Source organism: Microbulbifer sp. JSM ZJ756, assembly GCF_044383805.1.
GTDB classification, from domain to species: domain Bacteria; phylum Pseudomonadota; class Gammaproteobacteria; order Pseudomonadales; family Cellvibrionaceae; genus Microbulbifer; species Microbulbifer zhoushanensis.
Map to the genome: position 1 here is coordinate 169,824 of NZ_JBISER010000001.1, position 24,192 is coordinate 194,015.

General features: G+C 63.4%; 18 protein-coding genes. 6 read left to right on the top strand and 12 right to left on the bottom strand.

Features of this window, described 5'->3' with window-relative positions:
• Window positions 1-66 precede the first annotated feature (66 nt).
• The 4 genes from ACH6CX_RS00760 to metH form a co-directional block, all read right to left on the bottom strand.
• Entirely contained in the window at window positions 67-621 is a 555-nt protein-coding gene (locus ACH6CX_RS00760) for a DUF934 domain-containing protein (RefSeq protein WP_232942273.1), read from the bottom strand.
• Window positions 608-2,266 (bottom strand): nitrite/sulfite reductase, encoded by a 1,659-nt coding sequence (locus ACH6CX_RS00765; protein ID WP_237061388.1) that lies wholly within the window; start codon window positions 2,264-2,266, stop codon window positions 608-610. The genes ACH6CX_RS00760 and ACH6CX_RS00765 overlap by 14 nt, the downstream gene beginning before the upstream one ends.
• A 510-nt stretch (window positions 2,267-2,776) precedes the next feature.
• A complete protein-coding gene (locus tag ACH6CX_RS00770) occupies window positions 2,777-3,034 on the bottom strand; it encodes a DUF2970 domain-containing protein (RefSeq protein ID WP_237061390.1) in 258 nt (85 codons plus the stop codon).
• Window positions 3,035-3,057: 23 nt separating this feature from the next.
• Entirely contained in the window at window positions 3,058-6,753 is a 3,696-nt protein-coding gene (gene metH, locus ACH6CX_RS00775) for a methionine synthase (RefSeq protein ID WP_232942279.1), read from the bottom strand.
• Between the two features lie 296 nt (window positions 6,754-7,049).
• Between metH and nfuA the strand changes: the two genes are divergently transcribed.
• Window positions 7,050-7,652, top strand: coding sequence for a Fe-S biogenesis protein NfuA (gene nfuA / locus ACH6CX_RS00780; RefSeq protein ID WP_232942281.1), 603 nt, complete (start codon window positions 7,050-7,052; stop codon window positions 7,650-7,652).
• Between the two features lie 74 nt (window positions 7,653-7,726).
• Here the strand turns inward: nfuA and ACH6CX_RS00785 are convergent, their stop codons facing one another.
• The 7 genes from ACH6CX_RS00785 to murI form a co-directional block, all read right to left on the bottom strand.
• On the bottom strand, window positions 7,727-8,719 hold the full coding sequence (locus tag ACH6CX_RS00785) for an endo alpha-1,4 polygalactosaminidase (protein WP_396674317.1): 993 nt from the start codon (window positions 8,717-8,719) through the stop codon (window positions 7,727-7,729).
• Between the two features lie 449 nt (window positions 8,720-9,168).
• Entirely contained in the window at window positions 9,169-9,312 is a 144-nt protein-coding gene (locus tag ACH6CX_RS00790) for a DUF3096 domain-containing protein (RefSeq protein ID WP_232942285.1), read from the bottom strand.
• A gap of 137 nt (window positions 9,313-9,449) precedes the next feature.
• Entirely contained in the window at window positions 9,450-9,905 is a 456-nt protein-coding gene (gene trxC / locus ACH6CX_RS00795; RefSeq protein WP_232942287.1) for a thioredoxin TrxC, read from the bottom strand.
• Window positions 9,906-10,038: 133 nt separating this feature from the next.
• Window positions 10,039-11,112 carry a 3-deoxy-7-phosphoheptulonate synthase gene (locus ACH6CX_RS00800; RefSeq protein WP_232942289.1) on the bottom strand — a complete coding sequence of 358 codons (1,074 nt, stop codon included), beginning with the start codon at window positions 11,110-11,112 and terminating at the stop codon, window positions 10,039-10,041.
• Window positions 11,113-11,314: 202 nt separating this feature from the next.
• Complete coding sequence (locus ACH6CX_RS00805; RefSeq protein ID WP_396674320.1) at window positions 11,315-14,833, bottom strand: UvrD-helicase domain-containing protein; 3,519 nt, start codon at window positions 14,831-14,833, stop codon at window positions 11,315-11,317.
• Window positions 14,830-17,598 (bottom strand): PD-(D/E)XK nuclease family protein, encoded by a 2,769-nt coding sequence (locus tag ACH6CX_RS00810; RefSeq protein WP_396674322.1) that lies wholly within the window; start codon window positions 17,596-17,598, stop codon window positions 14,830-14,832. Before ACH6CX_RS00810 ends, ACH6CX_RS00805 begins: the two co-directional genes overlap by 4 nt.
• Window positions 17,599-17,644: 46 nt before the next feature.
• Entirely contained in the window at window positions 17,645-18,577 is a 933-nt protein-coding gene (gene murI / locus ACH6CX_RS00815; RefSeq protein ID WP_396674324.1) for a glutamate racemase, read from the bottom strand.
• An 87-nt stretch (window positions 18,578-18,664) separates the two neighbouring features.
• On the opposite strand from murI, the gene rmuC reads away from it, so the two are divergent.
• Genes rmuC through bla form a run of 4 tightly spaced genes read left to right on the top strand, consistent with a single transcriptional unit; the run spans window position 18,665 to window position 22,462 of the window.
• Window positions 18,665-20,128: a DNA recombination protein RmuC gene (rmuC, locus tag ACH6CX_RS00820; protein ID WP_396674326.1), complete on the top strand. Its 1,464-nt coding sequence runs from the start codon at window positions 18,665-18,667 to the stop codon at window positions 20,126-20,128.
• 6 nt (window positions 20,129-20,134) lie between these two features.
• Entirely contained in the window at window positions 20,135-21,067 is a 933-nt protein-coding gene (locus ACH6CX_RS00825; RefSeq protein WP_396674328.1) for an AEC family transporter, read from the top strand.
• Window positions 21,068-21,078: 11 nt separating this feature from the next.
• Complete coding sequence (locus tag ACH6CX_RS00830) at window positions 21,079-21,543, top strand: DUF2489 domain-containing protein (RefSeq protein ID WP_232942300.1); 465 nt, start codon at window positions 21,079-21,081, stop codon at window positions 21,541-21,543.
• Window positions 21,544-21,586: 43 nt separating this feature from the next.
• Window positions 21,587-22,462, top strand: a complete 876-nt coding sequence (bla, locus tag ACH6CX_RS00835) for a subclass B3 metallo-beta-lactamase (RefSeq protein ID WP_396674330.1) — start codon at window positions 21,587-21,589, stop codon at window positions 22,460-22,462.
• Here the strand turns inward: bla and trmA are convergent, their stop codons facing one another.
• Window positions 22,463-23,551 carry a tRNA (uridine(54)-C5)-methyltransferase TrmA gene (trmA, locus tag ACH6CX_RS00840; RefSeq protein ID WP_334078954.1) on the bottom strand — a complete coding sequence of 363 codons (1,089 nt, stop codon included), beginning with the start codon at window positions 23,549-23,551 and terminating at the stop codon, window positions 22,463-22,465.
• Window positions 23,552-23,727: 176 nt separating this feature from the next.
• On the opposite strand from trmA, the gene ACH6CX_RS00845 reads away from it, so the two are divergent.
• Window positions 23,728-24,132 carry a secondary thiamine-phosphate synthase enzyme YjbQ gene (locus ACH6CX_RS00845; RefSeq protein ID WP_232942304.1) on the top strand — a complete coding sequence of 135 codons (405 nt, stop codon included), beginning with the start codon at window positions 23,728-23,730 and terminating at the stop codon, window positions 24,130-24,132.
• Window positions 24,133-24,192 lie beyond the last annotated feature (60 nt).

Consider the following 24,192-nt stretch of genomic DNA (forward strand, 5'->3'; position numbering starts at 1 on the left):
ACCTGGGACGCGCCCTGCGGACGACCAGGGGGAGGGAGGGGCCCGTCGTCGCCGACGGGCAGGGTGTTATCCCGCCAGGGGGCGGCGGCGAAAGATGGGCCGGGATTCGTCCACGGCGGCCTGGTAGCTGTCGCTGAAGTCATGCAGGGACGGGAGCAGGTCTTCCAGGGACTCCTCGCCCTCGTAGGCATAAGCGTCAAAACCGCAGCGGCGCAGGTATGTCAGCTGGTCGCGGATAAAGGCGCCCACAGCACGCAGCTCGCCGGTAAAGCCAAAGCGCTCGCGCAGGAGCCTGCCAGTGGTAAAGCCGCGGCCATCGGCGAACGCCGGGAAATGCACGGCAACCAGGGGCAGCTCGCGGGCCGCCTCACCGAGCAGGTCGGCGGTCTCGTTGCTGTCGAGCCATACGCCGATCTCCCCGCTGCGGTCGGACAGGTCCTCGCGCAGTCGTTGCCAGACCGGGAAAGGCAATATGACCTTGCCCGGAGCCAGCGTATCGGCGGTGATCTCCGGGGCCTCATCGCTGGCAGGCAGCAGTCGCCATTCATTACTGGCGACAGCGCCACCGCGGATCAGCTGGGCCGGGTTCTGGGGTTGCGGTCCGGCTTTAGGCTTTGGCATAGACTCTCTCCTTGAATGGCTGCAGGCCAATGCGCTGGTAGGTATCCAGGAACAGCTCGTCCGGGCGGCGCTGCTCCACGTAGATATTGAGGATTGTGCCGATCACGTCGGGGACCTCGGCCCGGGAGAAACTGGGACCCAGCACTTTGCCCAGGCTGGCATTCTCCGACGAGCTGCCCCCCAGCTGCACCTGGTAGAACTCCTCTCCCTTCTTGTCCACGCCGAGGATGCCGATATGGCCCACATGGTGGTGGCCACAGGCATTCATACAGCCGGAGATGTTCAGGTTCAGGTCACCCAGGTCGTAGAGGTAATCCATATCGTCGAAGCGGCGCTGGATCGCCTCTGCCACAGGGATCGACTTGGCGTTGGCCAGTGAGCAGAAATCGCCGCCGGGGCAGCAGATCATGTCGGTCAGGGTACCGATATTGGGTGTGGCAAAACCATGCTTGCGGGCGGCCTGCCACAGGGCCTGGAGCTCGTCCTGCTGCACGTCTGCGAGCACTACGTTCTGGTCGTGGGTGACCCGTGCCTCACCAAAGCTGAACCGGTCAGCCAGGTCGGCAATGGCCTCCAGCTGGGAATCCGTTACGTCACCCGGCGGCACGCCGGTGGGCTTGGTGGACAGCCGCACGGCCCGGTAACCGGGAACCCGGTGCGGGAAGGTGTTGCGTTCCAGCCAGCGTGCAAATGCCTTGTCGCCATCCGCCTGCGCCTGCAGGTCGGACTCCGTCGCGGCGGCATCAAACCGGGCGTAATCCGGGGCGTCGAAGAATGCGCGCGCCCAGTCGAGGGCCTCGGGCGTCAGGCGGTCGGCGCCGTCCCTGATCTGCTCCCATTCCCGCTCCACGCGGCGGCCGAACTCTTCCGGGCCCAGGGCCTTGACCAGGATCTTGATGCGGGCCTTGTACTTGTTGTCACGGCGGCCCAGCTGGTTGTAGACCCGTACAATGGCCTCGAGGTAGGACAGCAGGTCCTGCTCCGGGAGGAAGTCCCGGATCAGCTCCGCAATCACCGGGGTGCGGCCCTGGCCACCACCCACATAGACCTGGAAACCGATCTCGCCGTCGCGCTCGATGACCTGCACCCCGATATCGTGTACCCGGATCGCGGCCCGGTCTGCCTTGGCGCCATTGACGGCTATCTTGAATTTGCGCGGCAGGAAAGCGAATTCCGGATGGAAGGTGGACCACTGGCGGATCAGCTCGCAGTAGGGCCGGGGGTCGGCGATTTCATCGCGGGCGACGCCGGCGTAGGGGTCCGAGGTGGTATTGCGGATGCAGTTACCGCTGGTCTGCACCGCATGCATTTCGACTTCCGCCAGCTCGGCCAGGATTTCCGGCACATCCTCCAGGCGCGGCCAGTTGAATTGCAGGTTCTGGCGGGTGGTGAAGTGGGCATAGCCCTTGTCGTAATCGCGGCTGATGCGCGCCAGGCGTCGCAGCTGGTCGCTGTTCAACAGCCCGTAGGGCACGGCAATACGCAGCATGGGGGCCAGGCGCTGGATATAGAGGCCGTTCTGCAGGCGCAGTGGCAGGAACTGCTCCTCATTCAGTTCACCGGCAAGGTAACGCTCGGTCTGGCCGCGGAACTGCGCCACGCGTTCGCCGATGATGGTCCGGTCCCGTTCGTCATATCGATACATAAGAGCTTGATTCCATTGCCTTTTTTGCGCAATCCGGAGCAGCGGGAAAAGCTCCGCTGATTCTCCGATGGCGCATAACATACCAGCGCGCTTATGCAAAAAATAACAATATTTTTTGCTAAATCAGTAACTAATGGTTATATGCAAGACGGGGCCGGACAGGCCCGGGGCCGGTGCTGTGCGCCACCCGCTTGCGCTGCCTGTGGCTATTTGCTCTACTTGGCTGACCGTTGCAAAACGGCCACAGCTACCTGAATAAGAATAATGCGTAAGCGGAGTTTTCCGATGAGTGAAGAAGTAGTTGTATCAAATGATAGCGATAATGCTGTAGATGCCATCGCCGCGGTGGCGCTGGTTGCCATTTTTGTGGTCACCTGTGTTTACTGGGTAGCTTCCCAGTAAGCTGCCACAGCCCCCAGCCGCCCGGGTAGTTGCGGTACCGGGTGGGCTGATCACGCCCCTGCGATTCCTGCCTCCCGCTGGCAAGCCCGGTGACACGCGTCGCTGGTATCAGCCCATGTTTCCCAGCACCAGTTTCACCACCAGCACCAGTGTCAGCACGAACAGGCCGGTGAAGATAATGCCGGCGGCAATATAGGTCTTGATATTCCCGCCGCGGAAGTCGCGCTCGCGATTCCTGCTGCTCTGGACTCCGATAGCGGCGGCCAGGGTGCTCAGCACGACCTGGCCGAATGAGGGGGGCTTGCCTTGCGCTTCAGCGTCACGCTGCCCATCCCTGTCCCGGTTTTCCTGTGGCTCGTTCTGCATGGGGCTCGATTCCCGTTCATTGCTTAATCGTCGAGATTGGGGCGCAACCAGCGCTCCAGTTCCTGCTCGCCCATGCCCTTGCGTTCGGCGAGGCTCGCCAGCTGGTCGCGGCCGATTTTGCCAACATTGAAGTATTTTGCCTCCGGGTGCGCGAAATACCAGCCGCTCACCGACGCCGCCGGCATCATGGCGAAGTGGGAGGTCAGGCTGATACCGGCGTTTTCCCCGGCTTCCAGCAGCCGGAAGAGTGTCTCTTTCTCGGTATGGTCCGGGCAGGCCGGGTAACCCGGGGCAGGGCGGATACCGGTATAGGCCTCGCGGATCAGCTCCTCGTTACTCAGGGATTCGTCCGGGGCGTACCCCCAGTAGTCGGTGCGCACCTGGCGGTGCAGGTGCTCGGCCAGGGATTCCGCCAGGCGGTCCGCCAGGGCCTTGACCATGATTGCGTTGTAATCGTCATGTGCAGCCTCGTATTCCGCCGCCAGCTCGTCGGCGCCGATACCGGCAGTCACGGCGAACCCGCCCACATAGTCGGCCACGCCGGAGCCCACAGGTGCAACGAAGTCCGCCAGGGAGCGACACAAGCCATCGCCGCCGCGCTTCTGCACCTGCTGGCGCATCTGGTGGAGTCGTGCCAGCTCGGTGGTACGGGACTCATCGCTGTAAACCACCACGTCATCGCCGTCGCTGTTGGCCGGCCACAGGCCGATCACTGCACGGGCCCGCAGTAGCTTTTTGTCGATAATCTGCTGCAGCATCATGCGGGCGTTCTTGTACAGGTCTGTGGCTGCCTCGCCGACCACTTCATCGTTGAGGATGGCCGGGTACTTGCCGGCCAGGTCCCAGGAGATAAAGAAAGGCGTCCAGTCGATGGTGTCCACCAGGGCGTCCAGGGGAATATCGTCGAGCACGGTGACGCCAGGCTTGCGGGGGGCCGCCGCGGTGTAGCCCTGCCAGTCGAATTGTGGCGCCGCGGCCAGCGCCTCTTCGTAACTCAGGCGCTTGTCATTGCGCTTGCGGTTGGCCGTGCGATGGCGAACTTTCTCATACTCTGCGCGGATGCCCGCCACGTAACCCGGGCGGTGCTCGTCCGAAAGCAGGTTGCTGGCAACGCCCACTGCCCGCGAGGCGTCGGGAACGTAAACCACCTGGTTACGCTTGAACTGCGGCTCGATCTTCACTGCCGTGTGGGCCTTGGAGGTGGTGGCGCCGCCGATCAGCAGGGGCAGGTCGAAACCCTGGCGTTCCATCTCGGCGGCAACATGGACCATTTCGTCCAGGGAAGGCGTGATCAGGCCTGACAGGCCGATAATGTCGCAGTGTTTTTCCCTCGCGGTCTGCAAAATGGTCTCTGCGGGGACCATCACGCCCAGGTCGATCACCTCGAAGTTATTACAGGCCAGCACCACGCCCACAATATTCTTGCCGATATCGTGCACATCGCCCTTGACCGTCGCCATGAGGATGCGGCCATTGGGCTTGGTGTCGGCGGTCTTCTCCGCCTCGATATAGGGCTGCAGGTAGGCCACTGCCTGTTTCATCACGCGGGCCGACTTGACCACCTGGGGCAGGAACATCTTGCCCTCGCCAAACAGGTCGCCGACCACGTTCATGCCGTCCATCAGCGGGCCCTCGATCACCTCCAGTGGCCGGCTGGCGGCCTCGCGGGCAAGCTCGGTGTCTTCCTCGATATAGGTGGTGATGCCCTTGACCAGCGCGTGCTCGAGGCGCTTGTTGACTGGCCACTCGCGCCAGCCCAGGTCCTCCTTGCGCGCCTGGCCGGCACCATCGCCGCGATATTTTTCTGCTATCTCCAGCAGCCGCTCGGTGCCGTCCAGTCGCTTGTTGAGGACCACGTCCTCGACGTGCTCGCGCAGTTCCTGCGGCAGGTCGTCGTAGACCGCCAGCTGGCCGGCGTTGACGATGCCCATGTTCAGGCCGGCCTTGATGGCGTGGTAGAGGAATACCGAGTGGATCGCCTCCCGCACCGGATTGTTGCCGCGGAATGAGAAGGAAACGTTGGAGACCCCACCACTCACCTGTGCACCCGGCAGGTTCTGGCGAATCCAGCGGGTGGCCTCGATAAAATCCACCGCGTAATTGTTGTGCTCATCGATACCGGTGGCGACGGCAAAGATGTTCGGGTCGAAGATGATATCGCCCGGGTTGAAGCCCACCCGGTCCACCAGGATCCGGTAGCTGCGCTCACAGATTTCCCGCTTGCGCTGGAATGTGTCCGCCTGGCCTTTCTCGTCAAACGCCATCACCACCACAGCGGCGCCGTAACGCAGGCACAGGCGGGCCTTGTCGACAAAGTCCTCTTCGCCTTCCTTGAGGCTGATGGAGTTCACGATCGGCTTGCCCTGGATGCACTTCAGGCCGGCCTCGATAACCTCCCACTTGGAGGAGTCCACCATAAACGGCACTTTGGCGATTTCCGGCTCGGTGGCGGCCAGGTTCAGGAAGCGGCGCATGGCGGCGACCGAGTCCAGCATCGCCTCATCCATATTGACGTCGATTACCTGGGCACCGTCCTCCACCTGCCGGGCGGCCACCTCCAGCGCGGTGTCGTAGTCGTCGTCGAGGACCAGGCGCTTGAAGCGCGCAGAGCCGGTGACATTGCAGCGCTCCCCCACGTTGACGAACAGGGAGTCCTCGTCCACGGTAAAGGGCTCCAGGCCCGACAGGCGCAGGGCTGGCTTGATCTGGGGGAGTTTGCGCGGCGCGATATCGGCCACGGCAGCGGCGATGGCCGCGATGTGCTCGGGGGTCGTGCCGCAACAGCCGCCGAGGATATTGATAAAGCCGCTGCGGGCGAATTCCGCCACGATCGCCGCGGTCTCTTCCGGTGTTTCGTCGTACTCTCCAAACTCGTTGGGCAGCCCGGCGTTGGGGTGGGCAGAAACATGCTCGGCGCAGACCCCGGAAAGGGCCTCGACATAGGGGCGCAGTTCGGTGGCGCCCAGGGCGCAATTCAGGCCGACACTGAGCGGCCGTGCGTGGGCAATGGAGTTATAGAATGCCTCGGTGGTCTGGCCCGACAGGGTGCGGCCGGAAGCATCGGTGATGGTGCCGGATATCATGATCGGCAGTTCGTGGCCCAGGTCGTCGAACAGGCTGTGCAGGGCGTAGATGGCGGCCTTGGCGTTCAGGGTGTCGAAGATGGTCTCGATCAGGATCAGGTCACTGCCGCCCTCGATCAGCGCGCGCCCGGCCTCGCGGTAGTTCTCCACCAGTTCGTCGAAAGTCACATTGCGGGCACCGGGGTCATTGACGTCCGGGGAAATACTTGCGGTACGCGAGGTGGGGCCCAGTACACCGGCGACCCAGCGGGGCCGGTCCGGTGTCGCCACCTCATCGGCCACGCGCCGGGCCAGCTCTGCAGCGGCGCGGTTCAGCTCGGGAACCAGGTCTTCCAGGTCGTAATCGGCCTGGGACAGGCGGGTGGAGTTGAAGGTGTTGGTCTCGATAATGTCGGCGCCTGCCGCCAGGTAGTCGCGGTGGAGGCGCTCGACCAGCTCCGGCCGCGTGATCACCAGCAGGTCGTTATTGCCCTTGAGGTCGCCCTGGTGGTCGGCGAACCGGGCGCTGCGAAAGTCGTCTTCCTGCAGTTTCTCCCGCTGGATCATGGTGCCCATGCCGCCGTCCAGGATAACGATGCGCTGGGCGAGCGCAGACTGGAGTTGCTCGAGGCGTTGACGGCGGGACTGCTGGGACATTGACGATTCCTTGCTAAGCATTCGGGTCTGGACCGGTGTTCGGGCTGCCTGGCTCTGGGCCATGGGCTCTGAACCTTTGTGGTCGCTGAGTCATTTCAGGGCGGCCATATTAACACGGAGGAGCCCGCCTGCATTGCCCGGAAAGTGATTGGGGTTCGATATAACCGCTTGATCTTAAAGGGAAGTTACTGGTTATTTGGGCGGATTTGGTGCGATCTGGCGACTGCCCAGGTTTAACTCGGGCGCAAGTGAGAGTAAAATACCCGACAAGGAAACTCGGTTATTTGAGAAGTTATATGTCACAAGAACCTGCAGAACTGAATGTCACCATTACAGAGTCCGCCCGGGAGTACCTGCGCGAGCTGCTGGAGAAGCAGGATTGCGAGGGCATTGCCATACGCATGTTTGTCTCCAATCCGGGTACACCGAACGCAGAAACCTGTATTGCCTATTGCCGCCCGGGCGAGGAACAGGAAGACGATGTGATGATGGAGCTGGACGGCCTCAAGGCCTTCTTCGAGGGCCGTTCTGTGCCGTACCTGGACGAGGCCAAGGTGGACTACTCCTCGGACAAGATGGGTGGCCAGCTGACCATCCGTGCGCCCAACTCGCGCATGCCCAAGATCACTGATGACAGCCCGATCGAGGACCGCATCAATTATGTCCTCTACAACGATATCAACCCTGGCCTCGCTGCCCACGGTGGCCAGGTGAGCCTGGTGGAGTTCACCGAGGACAACTATGCGGTCCTGCAGTTTGGTGGCGGTTGCCAGGGCTGCGGCATGGTGGATATGACCCTGAAAGAGGGTGTGGAGAAAACGCTGAAGGAGAAGGTTCCGGAAGTGGTCGGGGTGAAGGACATCACTGACCACACCGACAAGTCCCAGGCTTACTATTGAGCCGTCTCCAGGCATGAAACGAAAGGCGGGCCCCAGGGGGCCCGCCTTTTTTTTGCCGGTTCATGCCTCCGGGATTATTCCTCCTCAAAGAACTCGTATTCATCCACGTAGTCGAGGTAGACCCCGTCAAACGCGGAATCCAGGATCCGGTCGAGATAGTCATCGCCTGAACCGAACAGGATGTCCCGCCACCCGTCCTCCCAATAGCGCACGTGGTAGTTCCCCGGGTTACCGGCCACTTCCTCCACCAGCCAGGTTGGCGGGTTGGTGGGCCAGCTGTTCTGCCAGTAAAAGCGGTTGCTCTCGGCCTGGCCGATGCTCATGTAGGCCAGCAGGAGTCGCCGGCCTCCATCGGGCTTGAGTTGCAGCTGTTGCAGCTGGGCGGCGGTATACGGCTGGCCGTTGAAAAAGAAATCCAGGATCAGCAGGTCAAAGTCCGTTGCGGCGAGTGCATCGATAAGCTCCTGGCGCGTGGAATAAAGCCGGGGGTTGGTCAGGTGCAGGAAGTTGCGGGCCTGCGCCAGCGTATCGATATCGCGGCGATTCAGGCCGGGGATCTCGGCCGGGTAGTCCGGGATGCTATCCAGCTGGCGACTGGGGGCCACAAAGCCGGTAAAACCGGCATCCTCGATCAGGCGATACGCTTCGTCGATATTGCGCTGGCTGTTGGCGAAGTCGGTTACCAGGACAGTGATACTGGCATTGTCGACCGCCAGGTCGAGCAGGTCGCGCAGCCGCTGGCTTTCCTCATCGGGCGTTGGCTGGTCGACGTTTTGGGCACCGAAAAACAGTCCCTCAACCCCGAGGCCGTTGACCGCCTCCAGGTAGGCTTCCTGGATTGTCCCGGTGCTCCGCCCGTCACTGGTAACCAGTCCGGTGCCACCCTGTGGGACAACAATAAAGTCCTCTTCGATATCCCTGGCGTAGGTGCTGATGTCCCGCACCAGGTTGCGCATGTCGATGCGGTAATTGCGTTTTTCGGTCTGGAATCTGAACTCGGGCAGATCGTCGAAATCGCAGGCGACCAGTAGCAGTGGTACCAGCAGTAACACCAGGTATCTTTTCAATTCTCCTATCCTCCCTGTTCCGCCCCGGTTAATGCCTCTCCGTCCCCACGCAGAATTTGCGGGCGCTCACGTGGCTGTCTGGCAGTGTTCCGGGCTCGTCGTTGGCGCGCTATTGCCAGCACCCCGGTTTCGACATCATAGCTGCCTGAAACACTAACAGGAGAAGCGTGGTGATACCTGATGCGGTGCACATTTCTGGTCCCGGCGGAACCCGGGGGTGCGGGCCAGGCCGCTCGCTGCTCTCTGGTTACCGCGTCGTGGGGATTCCAGGTAGCGCAGTACGGCAAGGGGCGAGAGGTTGGGTTGGAGGGGGATGGCGCCAGTAGTCCGGGAAAGCACCAGCGGGGTTTGGCTATGCGGGAGCTGTTACGGCTCCCGCCAACCGGCATGCACCGGGACTGTGGACCCGGTACACACGGTTGCTGAACAAGCTGTAGGACGCAGGTGGGTCAGATGTGGATGTTGAGAATCTGGATCAGGCCGATGGCAATGAGGTAACCGGCAACGATGTAATTCAGTAACTTCGGCTTGATCAGGATAGCCACGCCAGCCAACAGTGCGAGAACAGGAGCGAGTTCGAGGTGTAAGGTCATATCAAATACCCTTTGGTGTTGTTATGTGCCAAGAGGGTAAACGCTGATTCGTAAATGAAGCAAGCGACCGTGTGGTGATCACGGAATTTCGCAAGGGGCGGGTTTACCCGCAAGGTGGGGCAATCGTTCCTGCAGTGCTATAGGCCGAGAGTAGCCAGCTGTTGCTCCAGCCATTGCTGGAATTGTGCCCGGGGCAGGGCGCCGGAAAGCCGCGTGAATTCCTTCCCACCATAGAACAGCACCAGTGTGGGAATGGAGCGAATCTGGTAGTTCGTGGAGGTCCGGGGGTTGGCCTCCGTATCGACTTTGGCGAATATGACGCGGGTCGCCATTTGGCTGGCTACGTCACTGAAGACCGGTGCAAACTGCTGGCAGGGCCCACACCAGGAGGCCCAGAAATCCACCACCAGAGGCAGTCCGGTTTCGCCGACCAGGCGGCCGAAATTGGCGTCCCCCGCGCTTATGGGTTTACCGGTGAGCAGCCTCGTGCGGCACTTACCACACAGGGGGCGGTCAGCGAGCCTCTGTGGGGGAATCCTGTTGATGGCACCGCATGCGGGGCAGAGTATTTGCAGGGGAGATTTGTCTGTCATGCCGGGGTCCCTGTTGGCGCAGCCAGGCAAATAATGGCAAGCCAGCCCCGGGGGTTCAAGTCGGCCCCGGGCGAGATATGGGAAGGCGGTTGAGGGAGGGGGCAGGCCCGTTGGCGGGCCCGCACGGGAGGCACTAGCTGTTCCGCGCCTGCAGGGGATCGCGCAGTTGTTCCGCCATCTTGAGCAGCAGCGATTCCGTGGTTTCCCAGTCGATGCACTTGTCGGTAACAGAGACGCCGTACTCCATCTGGCTGTGGTCCTCCAGGATCTTCTGGTTACCCGCCTTCAAATTGCTTTCCACCATGATGCCAATGATGGAATTGTTGCCGTCGATGATCTGGTGCGCGACATTCTCCACCACCAGTGGCTGCAACTCGTGGTTCTTGTTGGAGTTGGCGTGGCTGCAGTCGACCATGATGTTGGGGACCAGGCCGGCTTTCTCCAGTTCCTGTTCGCACATGGCGACACTGACGGAATCGTAATTGGGTTTGTCGTTGCCCCCACGAAGTACCACGTGGCCATAGCGGTTGCCGGCGGTATGGATGATGGAAACCTGGCCGTCCTTGCTGATACCCAGGAAGCGGTGGGGGTTCGCGGTGGACTGCAGCGCATTGATGGCCACATCCAGGCTGCCGTCGGTTCCGTTTTTGAAGCCCACAGCGGAAGACAGGCCACTGGCCATTTCCCGGTGGGTCTGGGATTCGGTGGTGCGCGCGCCAATGGCAGACCAGGAGATCAGGTCCTGCAGGTACTGCGGGGAAATCGGGTCCAGCGCCTCGGTGGCGGTAGGCAGGCCCAGCTCGGCGATATCCAGCAACAGCTTGCGACCGATATGCAGTCCGTCCTGGATCTTGAAGGAATCGTTCAGGAAGGGGTCGTTGATCAGTCCCTTCCAGCCAACTGTCGTGCGGGGCTTTTCAAAGTAGACACGCATGACAATCAGCAGGGTATCGGAGACCTGGTCGGCCACTTTTTTCAGGCGCTGCGCGTAGTCGATGGCGGCGTCGACGTCGTGAACAGAGCATGGGCCGATTACCACCATCAGGCGATGGTCCTTGCGGTCAAGGATATCGCGTACGGCGGCGCGACCGGCTGCCACGGTTGCCTCGGCGGCCGGGGACACCGGCAGCTCGGCCTTGAGCTGTTCGGGGCTGATCAGGATTTCCTGGGAGACGACATTCAGGTCGTCGAACTGCTGTGTGGTCATGGTACTAACTTTCGCTGTTACTCTCTGTGGAACCGGCCCTGTTGAACCGTGCCTGTTATACAGGGCCGCGCCGCGACCCCCAGGGAAGGCATATCCTACTCACAGCCGGCGACAAGGGCGAGTGTTTCAGGTGAAACCAGTTTTGCGCCGTTGATTAGGATGAACCTTTAGGCTCCATGCCGGTATTGTGGCGCAGCCGGGATCAGAACTCCGCCAGTCGTCGCAGCAGGGGGAAGTACAGGGCGCAGCGGATATCCCGCTCGCCCCGCTCGAAGAATAGCCGTCGGTAATTCTCCAGCTGGCCCCGGTAGCGCTCTACCTGGGCCGCAATAAACTCCGCTTCATCCTGCCCGTCCAGCGGTTCTGCTGTCTTGTAATCCACAATCCAGCGGATGCCATCGGTATCGATAAAGGTGCGATCCACAATATGGCGTCGCAACTGTCGCCCGCCACTGTGAATTTCCAGTTCGCTGGCCGCATCGCGGTGGTTGTGGTCCAGCAGCCAGCGGCCCTGGGTGCACCCCAGGGCATTGCGGATGGCGAGCTCCACCTTTTCCCGCGCCGTCGCCAGGCCGTTACCCTGCAGGCCCAGCTGGCGCAGGCGCAGGTCCCACAGCGGGCGTTGCGCCTCGATACGGTTGTCATCCCATTGACCGGGTCCGGTTTCGGCGATGGTGGCCAGGGTTTCGTGGGCGACGGTGCCGGCGTGGCGCAGCCAGCGTTGCGCGACCCGGCCGAGCTCCGGGATATTGGGTTCGTCACTTTCTCGCGGGCGATAGTCTGGCATGCGGTAGGGCGCCAGCCATTCGGTTGCCGGGATTGCTGGTGCCTGCCAGCGTGCCGGGAGGCGCAGGAAAAAGTCCCGGTCGCCGGACGAACTGTCGCCGCCAGGCTCGTTCGCCGTTATTTCATCCGGCTCAATCCAGTGACACCATTCCGTGGACTCTGACAAAGCGGGCCAGATACCAGCCAGTAGCGCGGCGCTGCCGGGGGCCTTGAAGCCCGGTTTCTTGTCTTCGCGCTGGACACAGGCCAGCAGGTGCAGGGAGCGAATGGCCCGGGTGCAACCCACGTAGAGCAGGCGTGTGCCCTCCAGGCGCTCGCGTTCGTTATTGTCGTATTTGAGGTAATCGAACAGTGGGTCCTTTTCCCCGCGGGCACTCTTGGGGGCCAGCAGGAAGCGGCTGTCACCGTCGCTGTTGAGCCACTCGGCCCAGCGCAATAACTGGTCGCCGCCGGGTTTGCCGCCCTGGTCCAGTCCGGGAATCAACACATGTTCGAATTCCAGTCCCTTGGATTTGTGGATCGTCATTACCTGGACTGCCGCGTCCTCGCCCGGGCGGGCGAAAAGCTTCTCCAGCGCCAGCTGGAACTGCTGCCAGTCTCCGATGTTCCCACCCTGGTCGTGTCGTTCCAGCAGCCGGAAATAATCCTCCACGTTCTCGATCTCGGTGGTCCTGGCAATGCAGGCGGGTCCACCCAATGCCAGCCACAGGCCCTCAATCCAGAGGCGCAGGGGTTTGCGGCCACGCTGTTGCCGGGCACGCAGCAGCACATTGCCCGCCTGCTGCAGGCGTTCGCGCCCGTCACTGGAAAGGCCCTCGATGGTGCCTGCACTGGCAATGGCCGCGAGCAGTGGGAGGGCTGTGGCATCTGTAGCCGGGCGCTCACCGTTGCCCCAGTTGGCCAGGGTGTGGAGATCGGCCCAGCTGAGCCCGCACCAGGGGGCGCGCAGCACAGCGAGCCAGCTGAGCCGGTCGCTGGGGTCGAGCAACGCACGCGTGAGGCTGAGCAGGTCCAGGATCACCATCTTGCTGGCCAGCGGCGCCAGTTCGGGAGCCTGGTAGGGGATGCCTGCAGCGGCCAGTGCCGGCAGTACCTGGTCGAGGTGTTTTTTCTTCCGTACCAGGATGGCAATGCGCCCGCCGGGATCATTTTGCTGCAGTTGCTGCACCAGCCGGGTTACCTGCGCAGCTTCCGCCGCCCGGTCCGGGTCTTCGATACAACCGTAGAACTGAACCGCAGGGGCGGGCCAGCCATTGCCGCGGAAGGCGATGGAATCCAGGTAGCGCACGGCGCCACGGCCGATATTGTCCTGCGCCGGGAAAGCACCCCGGAATACGTGGTTCACCCAGTCCACCACCGCGCTTTCGGAGCGGAAGTTTACCTGCAGGTCCAGCGGCTCCAGCGCTACCTCGCCAATCCCGTGGGCACGGGCCTCGAGGAAGATTCCCACGTTGGCGTTGCGGAAGCCGTAACAGGACTGCATGCCGTCGCCGACGATAAACAGGGTGCGACCGTCCTCCGGCTGCCACCCGGCAGTGAGTTTTTCCAGCAGCTGCAATTGCATCTGCGATGTGTCCTGGAACTCGTCGACCAGAATATGCTGCACCTGCAGGTCGAGTTTCAGCGCCAGGTCGGTGGGCGCATTGCTGTCACCCAGTGCTACCAGTGCCGCCTGCGCCACTTCGGTATAGTCGGTGGCGCCCAGCTGCTGGAATACCAGCTTCAGCTGGGCCACCAGCCGTGGCAGGACTTCCGCCATGGCTTCCAGCAGGTCCCACTGTTGCTGCGGCAGTGCCGAGGGCAGGCGGCGCACTTCATTGATTGCCGCCAGCAGTGCGTCGTTGTCCGCCAGTTCTGCCAGCAGGTCCTTCATGCGTGCCTTGTTCGCCTGGGCGCGGTCGTACCCCGGGTCGGTCTTGGCGGGGGAGATAAAACCCAGTTTCTTGTTCAGGCCGCCGCCCTTGCGCCACTCGCCCCTGGCCGTCACCAGTAACTCTGTCAGCGCCGTCCAGGTGGGTAGCCCGCCGTGGTCGGTCGGTGGGGTGCCGCTGATGCCGGCGCAGCGGGCCAGCGGATGGGCCGGGTTGTCCCGCTGCAGGTTGCCGCCGGCGTAGTCCGCCAGTTGCAGCAGTTCGCCGGTGACACTACCCAGTGCGCCTTGCAGCCGCTCGAGGTTTTCCGCTGTCATTTCGTCCACGACGAAATGGAAGTATTCGCGTGCGTCGGCACTGTCGCTGCTGCCAATACCCACCAGCTGGCCGAGCCACTGTTCGCGTTTCTCCAGCAGCATCTGCAGCAGCTTGTCGAGCTGGCCCAGGTCGTTGTCCAGGTGCAGCAGCAGTCGCTGCAATGCCGGGTCGGGAGATTCGCTGGCGAGCCCCTCCAGCAGTTTTGCCACGGCCATCTGGAAGGCGACAGCCGGCTGTTCCAGCGGCTCCCCGGGCGCACCCAGGCCGCTGTCGAGTGGTAGCTGGCTGGCCAGGCTGCGGCACAGGCCGTCGATGGTCTGGAAGCGTAGCCGCTGGGGCGCCTTCAGCAGTTGCCAGTTATGGCGCTGGTCCTGCTCCAGCAGCTGCCGGGCCAGGTCCCAGGTGACGGCGTCGTGGGGGTTGCCCGAGCGCGGTTCATCGCGGGCCTGGAGCAGCGCCCGGACCAGGCGCTCGCGCATCTCGCCAGCGGCTTTCCGTGTGAAAGTGATGGCGAGGACATCCTCGGGCTGGCGGCTGTGGGCCAGCAACTTGAGTACACGCTGGGTCAGCAGCCCGGTCTTGCCGGAGCCGGCCGGCGCCGACACGGCAAAGCTGCGGGTGATATCCAGGGCGGCGGCGCGGGCGTCGGCATCGGCCGGCCGGCGGGTCTCACCGGCTGTGCTTGCCTGGGTATCGCTCCCTTCCGGTGCCTGAGGGCCCGGTTGTACCAGGTCGAATTCGCTCATGATTGGGACTGCTCCCGTTCCGGCCAGCGGTTGAGCGGCCAGAGGTTCTCGTAATTGTCACTCTTGATGCGGTCGAACTGCAGCGAGGCATGACCGGTGCGGTATTCGGTGGCGAGCATTTCCAGGCTCTGCTGCCAGTGCTCCGCCAGCTGTGCCCAGTTGCCGAAGGGGCCGTCTTTCTCCAGGTCGCCCACGGCCTTGATGCCGGCCACCGGTTGCTCCAGTTCGCCGGTGCCACTCCAGGTACATTCGCCAAAGCGTACCTGGCCGAAGGCGATGGCACGGGCATCGGGCCGGGCCAGTGCGTACATGGGCAGCTGTGGCTCGCGCAGCCTCTCCTGTTGCCAGTCCCTTACCGACGGCTGGCGGCTCTTGTAATCGATCACCATGGCAGCCCCATCCGGCAGGCGATCCAGGCGGTCCAGGCGCAGCTCGAAGCGCAGCCCGCCGATTTCCATTGCCTGCTGGAACTCGGTGGCCTCCACACGGAATCCCGGCCGGGTCATTTCCAGCTCCAGCCACTGTGCCAGCAGGCGCTCAAGGCGCTGCTGTTCCAGGCGCCAGAAGCCTTCCGGCAGGTGCGCCTGGTGACGGCGGACCTGGCGAATTGCCTCCGTGACGGACGCACTGATGGTGCTGTCCCGCGCTTCATCGGAAAGCTGGTGCAGCTGCGAAGAATCGCCGCAGCGTTGCCAGAATTCCGCCAGCGCCTCGTGCATCAGCTTGCCCCTTTCGGCCGGGTTGAGGCCCAGGGTCGGTGCGTTGTAAGTCACGGCCCCCAGCCGGTAATGCAGCTGCGCGTTGAGTGGGCACAGGGCCTGGGCCTTGAGCACCCCGGAGCCGCCCCGTACCGGGGCGCACTCGGCAGGGCGCAGGGCGGGAAACACAGGGTCCGGCACGGTTTCCAGTTGGGCGGACTGCGCCAGAGCGCGGTAGTGTTGCGCCAGCGTATAGCCGCTTGCAGCGTCGCTGTCGCAGGCCACTCCGCTTTCCGGTTGCCGGGTGGAGGGGGGCTGCGGGGGGAACAGGGCGCTCAAACCCTGCTCAACGCCGTCGGCCTCGCGGGCATAGCTGACGTCGACCTCACCGCTGGCGCCCAGCAGGTCGGCGGTGAGTTCCGCCGCCAGTTCCAGTTCGCGCTCGGCACTGGCGCGGGGCATCTGCCAGTGTTTCTGCCACTGTACCGGCAACAGTGGATTGGGCGCCGGGGCCGGCGGCCACTGCTGTTGGCCAAATCCCACCAGCCGCAGGTGGTCAAAGGACAGGGCGCCGGCCTCCAGGACCCCGAGGATCTGTACCGGCCCGTCGCGGGTTTCCGCCTGGAAGGGGGTGCGGCTGGCAATGCGCCGCAGGTGCTGCAGCGCCTGGTTGAGGGTCAGGATACCGGTGAAGGGCGACAGTGCCGCCAGCTCTTCCAGTACCTGCTCCAAGAGGCTCAGTTGCTGGTACTCCTGGCTGTCCGGGTTGCGCGGCCCGGGCCAGCCCAGGGCACCCAGCACGCGGGAGAATCGCTCTGCCCAGGTTTCCGCCGGGGCTTTGTGCCAGCGGCGCGCCCAGTCCCCAACCGTCTCCAGCTGCCGGGGCAGGACCGGCTGCGCCAGTTCCAGCTTTTCCGCCAGTTGTTCGGCGCAGTAGCGCAGGGTGTCGCCGCGCACCTGCCACAGCTCGCGTTTCTGTAGCTGGCGGAACAGGGCGCAACGCAGGGCGGTCTCGCTGTCCTCATCGGCAGCCGCGGGGCGGGGTTGGCCATCCTGAACCTCGCTGGCTGCGCCCCAGAAGGGGTTGAACAGCAGGTTGCGCAGCTGCGAGTAGTCCCACTGGTCCTGGAGGATCTCCAGTAACTGCAGGGCACCGGCGCCAACCGGCGTCTGGGCCAGGGGAGTACCCGCGGAAAAGTTGAAGGGCAGGGTGTAACGGGGCTGGTCGGGGTCCAGGGCCTGGGGTTCCAGTACCCGCGCGAAGATGGTTTCCACCAGGGCCCGGCACTGGCCCAGGTTATTGACCACGATGCCCAGGCTGGCATGGGAATCCCGGGAGAGGTGCCGGGCGGCCCAGCGCGCGGCACTGTAAAGCTCCTCCTCCAGGTCGGCGCAGGGGACGATGCTGACCCGGCTGTCGAGGCGTGTAACCGGGTGGCGCTCGACGGTAGCGGCAGCCGAGCCAATGATATGTTCAGCCAGCGGTGAGACCTGCGCAAATCCCGCCATGGCGATGCGGGGCAGGGGGGGCAGCACGCCCTCGGTAAACGCGCGCGCCAGCAGCAGGTCGCGCATGTCGGGGGTGATGGCATCGCGCTCACCCAGTTCGCGGATAAAGGCCTGCACCAGGTCGAACAGCGGAAAGGCGTCGCGGGCCAGGGCGAACTGTTCCAGGTGCGGGCCGATGGCGTCTTCCAACGCCTCGCCCTGGAGCTGTCCCAGGTCGAGGATGCGCCACTGGAGCAGCTGCGACAGGGCGGCATCGGCGTCCCGGCACAGCTGCTGGCTGTTCAGCAGCTGGCGCTCGATGGTCTGGTCCAGGGCGCGCTGCCACAGCAGCTGGCGCTGTTCCGGGTTGAGTACCGGTTTCCACGCGGGTTGCCAGCCCTGTTGCTGCAGCCGGAACCAGGTGCTGTCGAGCCAGCCCTGTAGCGATTCCACAGCCGGGGGCGCCCAGTTCTGCCGGTCTCGCTGGCTGCTCGCATAGACCTGCTGGCAGCGATTGCGCAGTCGATTATTGGGTGTCAGCAGCAGCCCGCCCTCGGGCAGCTGGGATAGGATGTCCAACGCGGGAAACGCCGGTTGCAGCATGGGATGGTCCCCGACCGGTGGGTTATTGGTGTTTCTGTTGTGGTTTGCGATCCGGCGCCGAAGCGGGCGCAGCGGGTCCCGGGCCGATGGTCTCACTGTGCAGCGGGAACTCGCTGAAGGCGGTGGCGATCCGGCCCCCGGTGTCCGCGGCCGTCATCAGCAGGGCGCCGTCGCTGGCTGTCCCGGCCAGGGTAAGCTCCAGTTCCCCCAGCCACCACTGTACCCGGCGGGCAATCGCGGCACCGGAATCCAGCCACTCTACCGGTTGCGGCGCGTAGCGATCCAGTTCCTCCCGCAGCAGCGGGAAATGGGTACAGGCCAGCACTACCGTATCAACCCGGTCGCCGCCCGGCACGTCGAAGATTCGCGCCAGCACCGGCGCCAGCTGGTTGTGGGAGACCGGTTCGCCGCGCAGCTTCGCCTCGGCCAGGCGTACCAGTTCCGGTGCCGGGACGTTAATGACCTGTGCGCCATCGGCAAAATCCCGGATCAGCCCGCGCGTGTAGTCGCGATTCACCGTACCCTCGGTCGCCACCAGGGCGATAGTGCCCGTGTGGCTGGCCCGGGCCGCCGGCTTGACTGCCGGCACCACGCCGACCACGGGGCCGGGCAGGGCGGCGCGCAGCTCCGGCAGGGCCAGGGTGCTGGCGGTATTGCAGCCCACTACCAGGATATCCGCCCCGCAGCGCTGCATCATCGCAGTCGCAGTGGCCACGATCCGCGGGCGCAGTTGCTCCTCGCTCTTGTCGCCGTAGGGGAAAAAGCCGTTATCCACCCCGAAGTGCAGGGTCAGGCCCGGCAGCAGGGTGCGTATCTCCCGGGCGATGCTGATGGCACCCACCCCGGAATCGAAAATCAAGGCACTTGGGGGGCGATTGCCGCCCTTGTTAGAATGTGCGTCGCTCAATGGAATGGCATCCAGTTGCATCACTCGGGTCCGCTTGGCCGAAAGCATACCAAAATCCCGGCGTGTCCACGCGGCTTCGGCTCCCGCAAGGATCCATTCCATCCGGACGCAATAAACCAGAAACAGAGTCCCCCTATGGAAGTATTTCCCCTGCAGTTGAACGCGGAACAGGTCCTGGCCGCCGCACTGGTGGTGTTGGTGTTAGCCATTGGCCTTTGTGCCCTGGTGCGCCGCGGGCCGCTGCGCGCACTCGAGCAGGTGCGCAGCGACACTGAAACCCAGCGGGCGGAGCTGGAGGCCTGCCGCAACGAGCTGGGTGTGGCCCGGGCGCGGCTGGAGGGCAGCCGCGAGCGCGAGTCACAGCTGGTAACCGAGCAGGACAAGCTGCGGGCGGAACTGGCGGACAAGTCCCAGCGCCTGGTTCGCAGCCAGGTACTGGTGGAAAAGAGTGAGGCGGCGCTGGCGGAGCAACGCCAGCTGCTGGAGCAGACCCGCAAGGCAATGGCGGAGCAGTTCGAGAACCTGGCCAACCGGATCTTTGAGGAAAAACAGCAGGCATTCGTGCGGCGCAGCGAGGACAGCCTGCGCAAGAGCCTGGACCCACTGGAGCGCCAGCTGGGGGATTTCCGCAAGCGGGTGGAGCATGTCTACGACCGGGAGAATGCCGAGCGCAACTCCCTGCTGGGCCAGATCAAGGCGCTGCGCGAGCAGACCCAGCGTATCAGCGATGAGGCCCTCAACCTGACCTCGGCCCTCAAGGGGGACAGCAAGGTCCAGGGCAACTGGGGCGAGGTGGTGCTGGAGCGCCTGCTGGAGGAGTCCGGCCTGCAGAAGGGGCGTGAATACGAGACCCAGGTCACCATTACCAGTGACGGCAAGCGTCGCCAGCCGGATGTGATCGTACGGCTGCCGGAAAACAAGGACCTGATCATCGATGCCAAGGTCTCACTGACCGATTACGAGCGCTACGCCTCGGCGGAGACCGACGAGCAGCGTACCCAGGCCCTGAAGCAGCACGTGAACTCCCTGCGGGCCCATATCGCAGGGCTGAACAAGAAGGCGTACGAGCAGCTCGAGGGTGTGCGCTCGCTGGACTTCGTCTTTATCTTCGTGCCCATCGAAGCCGCTTACATGCTCGCCATGCAGGCCGACCCGGGCCTGTTCCGCTATGCCTATGACCGCCATATCGTGCTGGTGAGCCCCACCAGCCTGATGGCCACCTTGCGCACGGTGGAAAACATCTGGCGCTACGAGAAGCAGAACAAAAACGCGGAGAAGATTGCCGCCGAGGCGGGCAAGCTGCACGACCAGTTCTCTATGGTGCTGGCGGCCCTGGACGAGCTGGGCAACCGCATCCGCCAGACCGAGGAAGCCTACCAGCAGACCTACAAGCGGCTTGCCAGCGGGCGCGGCAATGCGGTCAAGCGAATCGACAGCCTGCGCAAGCTGGGTGCCAAGACCCGCAAGCAAATCGACCCGGCCCTGCGCGAGAAGGCGGAAGACGCCCACCGGGCCGCGCTACCGGAACCGGAGGCAGAAGCAGAGGCAGAGGCAGAGCTGGAAGTGAGTACCGGGGAATCGCCCGAGCTGGAAAGCTGATTGCCGATGGAAACTTTCGCCTTTGCGCTGTCGGTTACCGGCCCCATCTTCCTTACCCTGTTGATCGGCTATTGCCTGGCGCAGGTGGGCCTGCTGCGGGAATCGTTTGTCGACGATGCGTCGCAGCTGGTGTACCTGATCACGCTGCCGGTGCTGCTGTTTATCAATATTTTCACTTCCGGTGCGGAGCTGGCCGAGCAGTGGCCGCTGCTGCTGGCCGGGGCCGCCGGCACCCTGTTGACGATGCCGCTGGCATGGCTGGCGGCACGACCGCTCGCACACGGGGACCGCAGCGCATTTATCCAGGGCGCCTTCCGCGGCAACCTGGGGATTATCGGCCTGGCCTGGGCGCTGAATGCCTACGGCAACAGTGGCCTGGCGCAGGCGGCACTGCTGATGGCAGTGGTCACGATCCTGTACAACCTGGCGGCCGTGACACTGTTTGCGGCCTACAGCCTGCAAACCCGCTTCAGCTGGCGGCGCCTGTTGCGGGATATTGCCCAGAACCCGCTGATCATCGCCATTGTGCTGGCACTGGCTTTCCGCGAGCTGGGCCTGCGATTGCCGGAAATCCTGCTGCAGACCGGGGATTACCTGGCTTCCATCACCCTGCCACTGGCCCTGCTGTGCATCGGCGCCAGCCTGGACCTGAGCCAGTTGCGCCAGAGTTCCGCCGGGGCGGTGGGCGCATCGGCATTCAAGCTGTTGCTGGTGCCGCTGGTGCTGCTCGGCTGTGGCTGGCTGCTGGCGTTGCCATCACAGTCACTGGGGGTACTGTTCCTGATGGCTGCCGCCCCCACCGCCACGGTTTCGTTTATCATGGCGCGCGCGCTCGGCGGCAACAGCCAGCTGGCCGCCAATATTGTCGCGCTCAGCACATTGCTGTCGATTATCACCGCCAGCCTGGGGCTGGCGATCCTGGAATCCATCCTGTCGTAGAAGGGGTTGTTATGACCGAGTTTCCCACCTGGCTGCTGGTACTGGCAGCGCTGATCATCTTTGCGCTGGCCGCGGTGGCGGGCTACTACGTGCGCCGCCTGCAGTTAGCGACCCGGAAACAGAAACAGCAGCTGGCCGAACTGGAGCAGGCGGCAGAAGAGCAGCGCCAGCGGGTCAACGACAGTATCCAGATCATCGCGCGGACACTGCTGGACGAGGGGGTCGGCATGACCGAGGCCGCAATCCGTATTCGCGTGTTGCTCGACGCGCTGCAGGTGGAGCAGGCGGTGAAAGATGAATTTGTGGCTTTCTACACCATTGCCGACAAGACTGACCATATCCCCATCCTGCAGGAGTGGAAAAAGCTCTCGCCGAAAGAGCGGTTCAGGTTTGAAAATGAAATGGTGGCGCTGGAAGAGGAATACCGGGATTTTGCCCTGGACGCGGCCAAGCGGATCCTGGGCAGGCAGTTCTGACAATTGCCACTGGCCCGAAATAAATAAGAAAAAGGGAAATCCTATGTTGCCGAAAATGCTGGTTTCGATCTGTGTGACTTTCTGCCTGGCCGGCACTGTGCAGGCGGCCAGTGAAAAGTGCCGGAATGATGATGGCTGGGAGTCCCCGGCACCGGCAACAAGGATTTTTGCCAATACCTGGTATGTGGGGACCTGTGGGCTGAGTGCGGTGCTGGTCACCTCGGCAGATGGTCATATCCTGCTGGATGGTGGCACCGCCGGCGCCGCGCCGCTGGTTGAGGACAATATCCGCGCGCTGGGATTCCGTCCCGGGGATGTCCGCTTTATTCTGAACTCCCACGAACATTTCGATCACGCCGGTGGGATCGCACAGTTGCAGCGGCGCACGGGTGCCACTGTGGTGGCGCGGGCGCCCGCGGCAGAGGTGCTCGAGCGGGGCGCCAGCGATCGCAGTGACCCGCAGTTACTGAGCCTGCAAGAGTTCGCCCCGGTTTCATCCGTACGCCGCATCGCGGACGGGGACCACCTGCGGCTGGGAGCGCTGGAGCTGGAGGCAGTTGCGACCCCGGGGCATACCCCGGGCGGCACCAGCTGGACCTGGCAAAGCTGCGATGGCAGTGGCAACTGCCGGTCGATGGTCTATGCCGACAGCCTTACCGCGATTTCGGACGATGTATTCCGCTACACGGATTCCGATCTGTTGCCGGCGCTCAGGGAGACCCTTGAGCGGGTAGGGGAGCTGGACTGCGATATCCTGGTGACAACGCATCCCTCCGCCAGCCGCCTGTGGCAACGGCTGGGTCCCGGCGCCACCGAGCCGTTGGTGAACCAGTCTGCCTGTGAGGAATACGCTGCGGCGGCCCGGCAGCGGCTGGAAAAACGCCTGCAACGGGCATCGCAGGCACAGGACGGCCGCTGACTAACGCCGCACCAGCAGCAGGCCGGTCTCGGTATGGTCGGTGTAGGGAAACTGGTCGAACAGCGCGAAACGCTCTATGCGGTGGGTCTTGCTCAGCGCCGCCAGGTTTTCCAGCTGGGTGTCGGGATTGCAGGAGATATACAGGATGCGCGGGAAGCGCGCGACCATGGCACAGGTGTCCGCGTCCAGCCCCGCGCGCGGCGGGTCCACCAGCACGGTGGAAAAGTCATAGCTGTCGAGGTCGATATCCCGCAGGCGGCGGAACGGTCGCACCTTGTCAATCGCCTGGGTGAACTCCTCACTGGACAGGCGCACGATATCCAGGTTGGTGATGCCGTTCGCGCGAATGTTTTCCTGTGCGGAAGCGACCGAGACCTTGGAGATTTCCGTTGCCAGTACCTTGTCAAAGTGCTCGCACAGGGGAATGGTCAGGTTGCCATTACCACAGTAGAGTTCCAGCAGGTCGCCTTCGCTGTCCCGGCAGGCATCCCTGGCCCAACCGATCATGGCCCGGCAGATTTCCCCGTTGGGCTGGGTGAAGCTGCCCTCGACCTGCTTGTACTGGTAGGTCCTGTCCCCGATCTGCAACTTCTCGATGACGTAATCCCGTTCCAGCACCAGCTTCTGCTTACGTGAGCGGCCCAGGATGGGGAAGCCGAGCCGCTCCTGCAGGGCCCGCGCCTCGCGCTCCCATTCCTCATCCAGCTTCTTGTGGTAGATCAGGGTAACCAGTGCATCACCGCTCAGGGTGGTGAGGAACTCCGCCGAGAAGAGGCGCTTGCGCAGTATCTCGCTGGCATTCACCGCTTCCAGCACCTGAGGCATCAGGCGGTTCATCAGTTCAGAACCAACCGAGAACTCCTCGATGATAAAGGGCTGCTTGTATTCCCCCTGGCGGTACATGGCATAGTTCGCAGTACCCTTTTCCTGCCAGACCTTGAATTCCGCGCGCAGCCGGTAGTGACTGGGCGGGGAGGGGAACACCTCTGGGGCCAGGTCGGTATAGGCGCTGTAGCGCTCGCGCAGCCGTTCCGCCTTCTCTTGCAGCTGGGCGGGATAATCGTCGGTGTTTACTCGATGCAGGGCCATACCGGTAACAGTCTCAAACAGGGGCCAGTCGCTGTGGCCGGGAACAGGGGCGCGGATTATAACGATCTGCAGCCCGGCCGTATAATCCCCCATAAAGATAGTCCGGCGCAGGAGCCGTTCCCGTATGAATGGCCCCGTACCAGTAAATTCGTTCCACGACAGGAAGGAGGTTGCCCGTGGCAGTAGGAGAGATAGAAGTCGCAGTCAGTGGACAGGGGTTGCATGAATTCACCGCCGAGGCAGAGCGCTGGCTGGCGGCACAGGGAGCCAGCGAGGGGCTGTGCACTCTCTTTATCCAGCACACCTCGGCAAGCCTGCTGATCCAGGAAAATGCGGACCCCTCGGCCCGCCATGACCTGGAGCAGTGGCTGAACCGCCTGGTGCCGGAGAATGACCCGCTCTATACCCATACCATGGAGGGCCCCGACGACATGCCGGCCCATATCAAGGCGTCGTTGACCGCCACCAGCCTGTCGGTGCCGGTGAAGGATGGCCGCCTGATGCTCGGTACCTGGCAGGGGATTTTCCTGTGGGAACACCGCCACCATCGGGGACGGCGCCGGGTGATCCTGCATGTTTAATAGCAGGAGGCCTGAACATTGCCCTGTGAAGAAGGGCATGCCGTAGCTTTGCGAGAGCGC

Bases quoted from the DNA above. Each gene is read 5' to 3' on its own strand.
- ACH6CX_RS00760 (WP_232942273.1), bottom strand. From the start codon at position 621: ATGCCAAAGCCTAAAGCCGGACCGCAACCCCAGAACCCGGCCCAGCTG.
- ACH6CX_RS00765 (WP_237061388.1), bottom strand. From the start codon at position 2,266: ATGTATCGATATGACGAACGGGACCGGACCATCATCGGCGAACGCGTG.
- ACH6CX_RS00770 (WP_237061390.1), bottom strand. From the start codon at position 3,034: ATGCAGAACGAGCCACAGGAAAACCGGGACAGGGATGGGCAGCGTGAC.
- metH (WP_232942279.1), bottom strand. From the start codon at position 6,753: ATGTCCCAGCAGTCCCGCCGTCAACGCCTCGAGCAACTCCAGTCTGCG.
- nfuA (WP_232942281.1), top strand. From the start codon at position 7,050: ATGTCACAAGAACCTGCAGAACTGAATGTCACCATTACAGAGTCCGCC.
- ACH6CX_RS00790 (WP_232942285.1), bottom strand. From the start codon at position 9,312: ATGACCTTACACCTCGAACTCGCTCCTGTTCTCGCACTGTTGGCTGGC.
- trxC (WP_232942287.1), bottom strand. From the start codon at position 9,905: ATGACAGACAAATCTCCCCTGCAAATACTCTGCCCCGCATGCGGTGCC.
- ACH6CX_RS00800 (WP_232942289.1), bottom strand. From the start codon at position 11,112: ATGACCACACAGCAGTTCGACGACCTGAATGTCGTCTCCCAGGAAATC.
- ACH6CX_RS00805 (WP_396674320.1), bottom strand. From the start codon at position 14,833: ATGAGCGAATTCGACCTGGTACAACCGGGCCCTCAGGCACCGGAAGGG.
- murI (WP_396674324.1), bottom strand. From the start codon at position 18,577: ATGCTTTCGGCCAAGCGGACCCGAGTGATGCAACTGGATGCCATTCCA.
- rmuC (WP_396674326.1), top strand. From the start codon at position 18,665: ATGGAAGTATTTCCCCTGCAGTTGAACGCGGAACAGGTCCTGGCCGCC.
- ACH6CX_RS00825 (WP_396674328.1), top strand. From the start codon at position 20,135: ATGGAAACTTTCGCCTTTGCGCTGTCGGTTACCGGCCCCATCTTCCTT.
- ACH6CX_RS00830 (WP_232942300.1), top strand. From the start codon at position 21,079: ATGACCGAGTTTCCCACCTGGCTGCTGGTACTGGCAGCGCTGATCATC.
- bla (WP_396674330.1), top strand. From the start codon at position 21,587: ATGTTGCCGAAAATGCTGGTTTCGATCTGTGTGACTTTCTGCCTGGCC.
- trmA (WP_334078954.1), bottom strand. From the start codon at position 23,551: ATGGCCCTGCATCGAGTAAACACCGACGATTATCCCGCCCAGCTGCAA.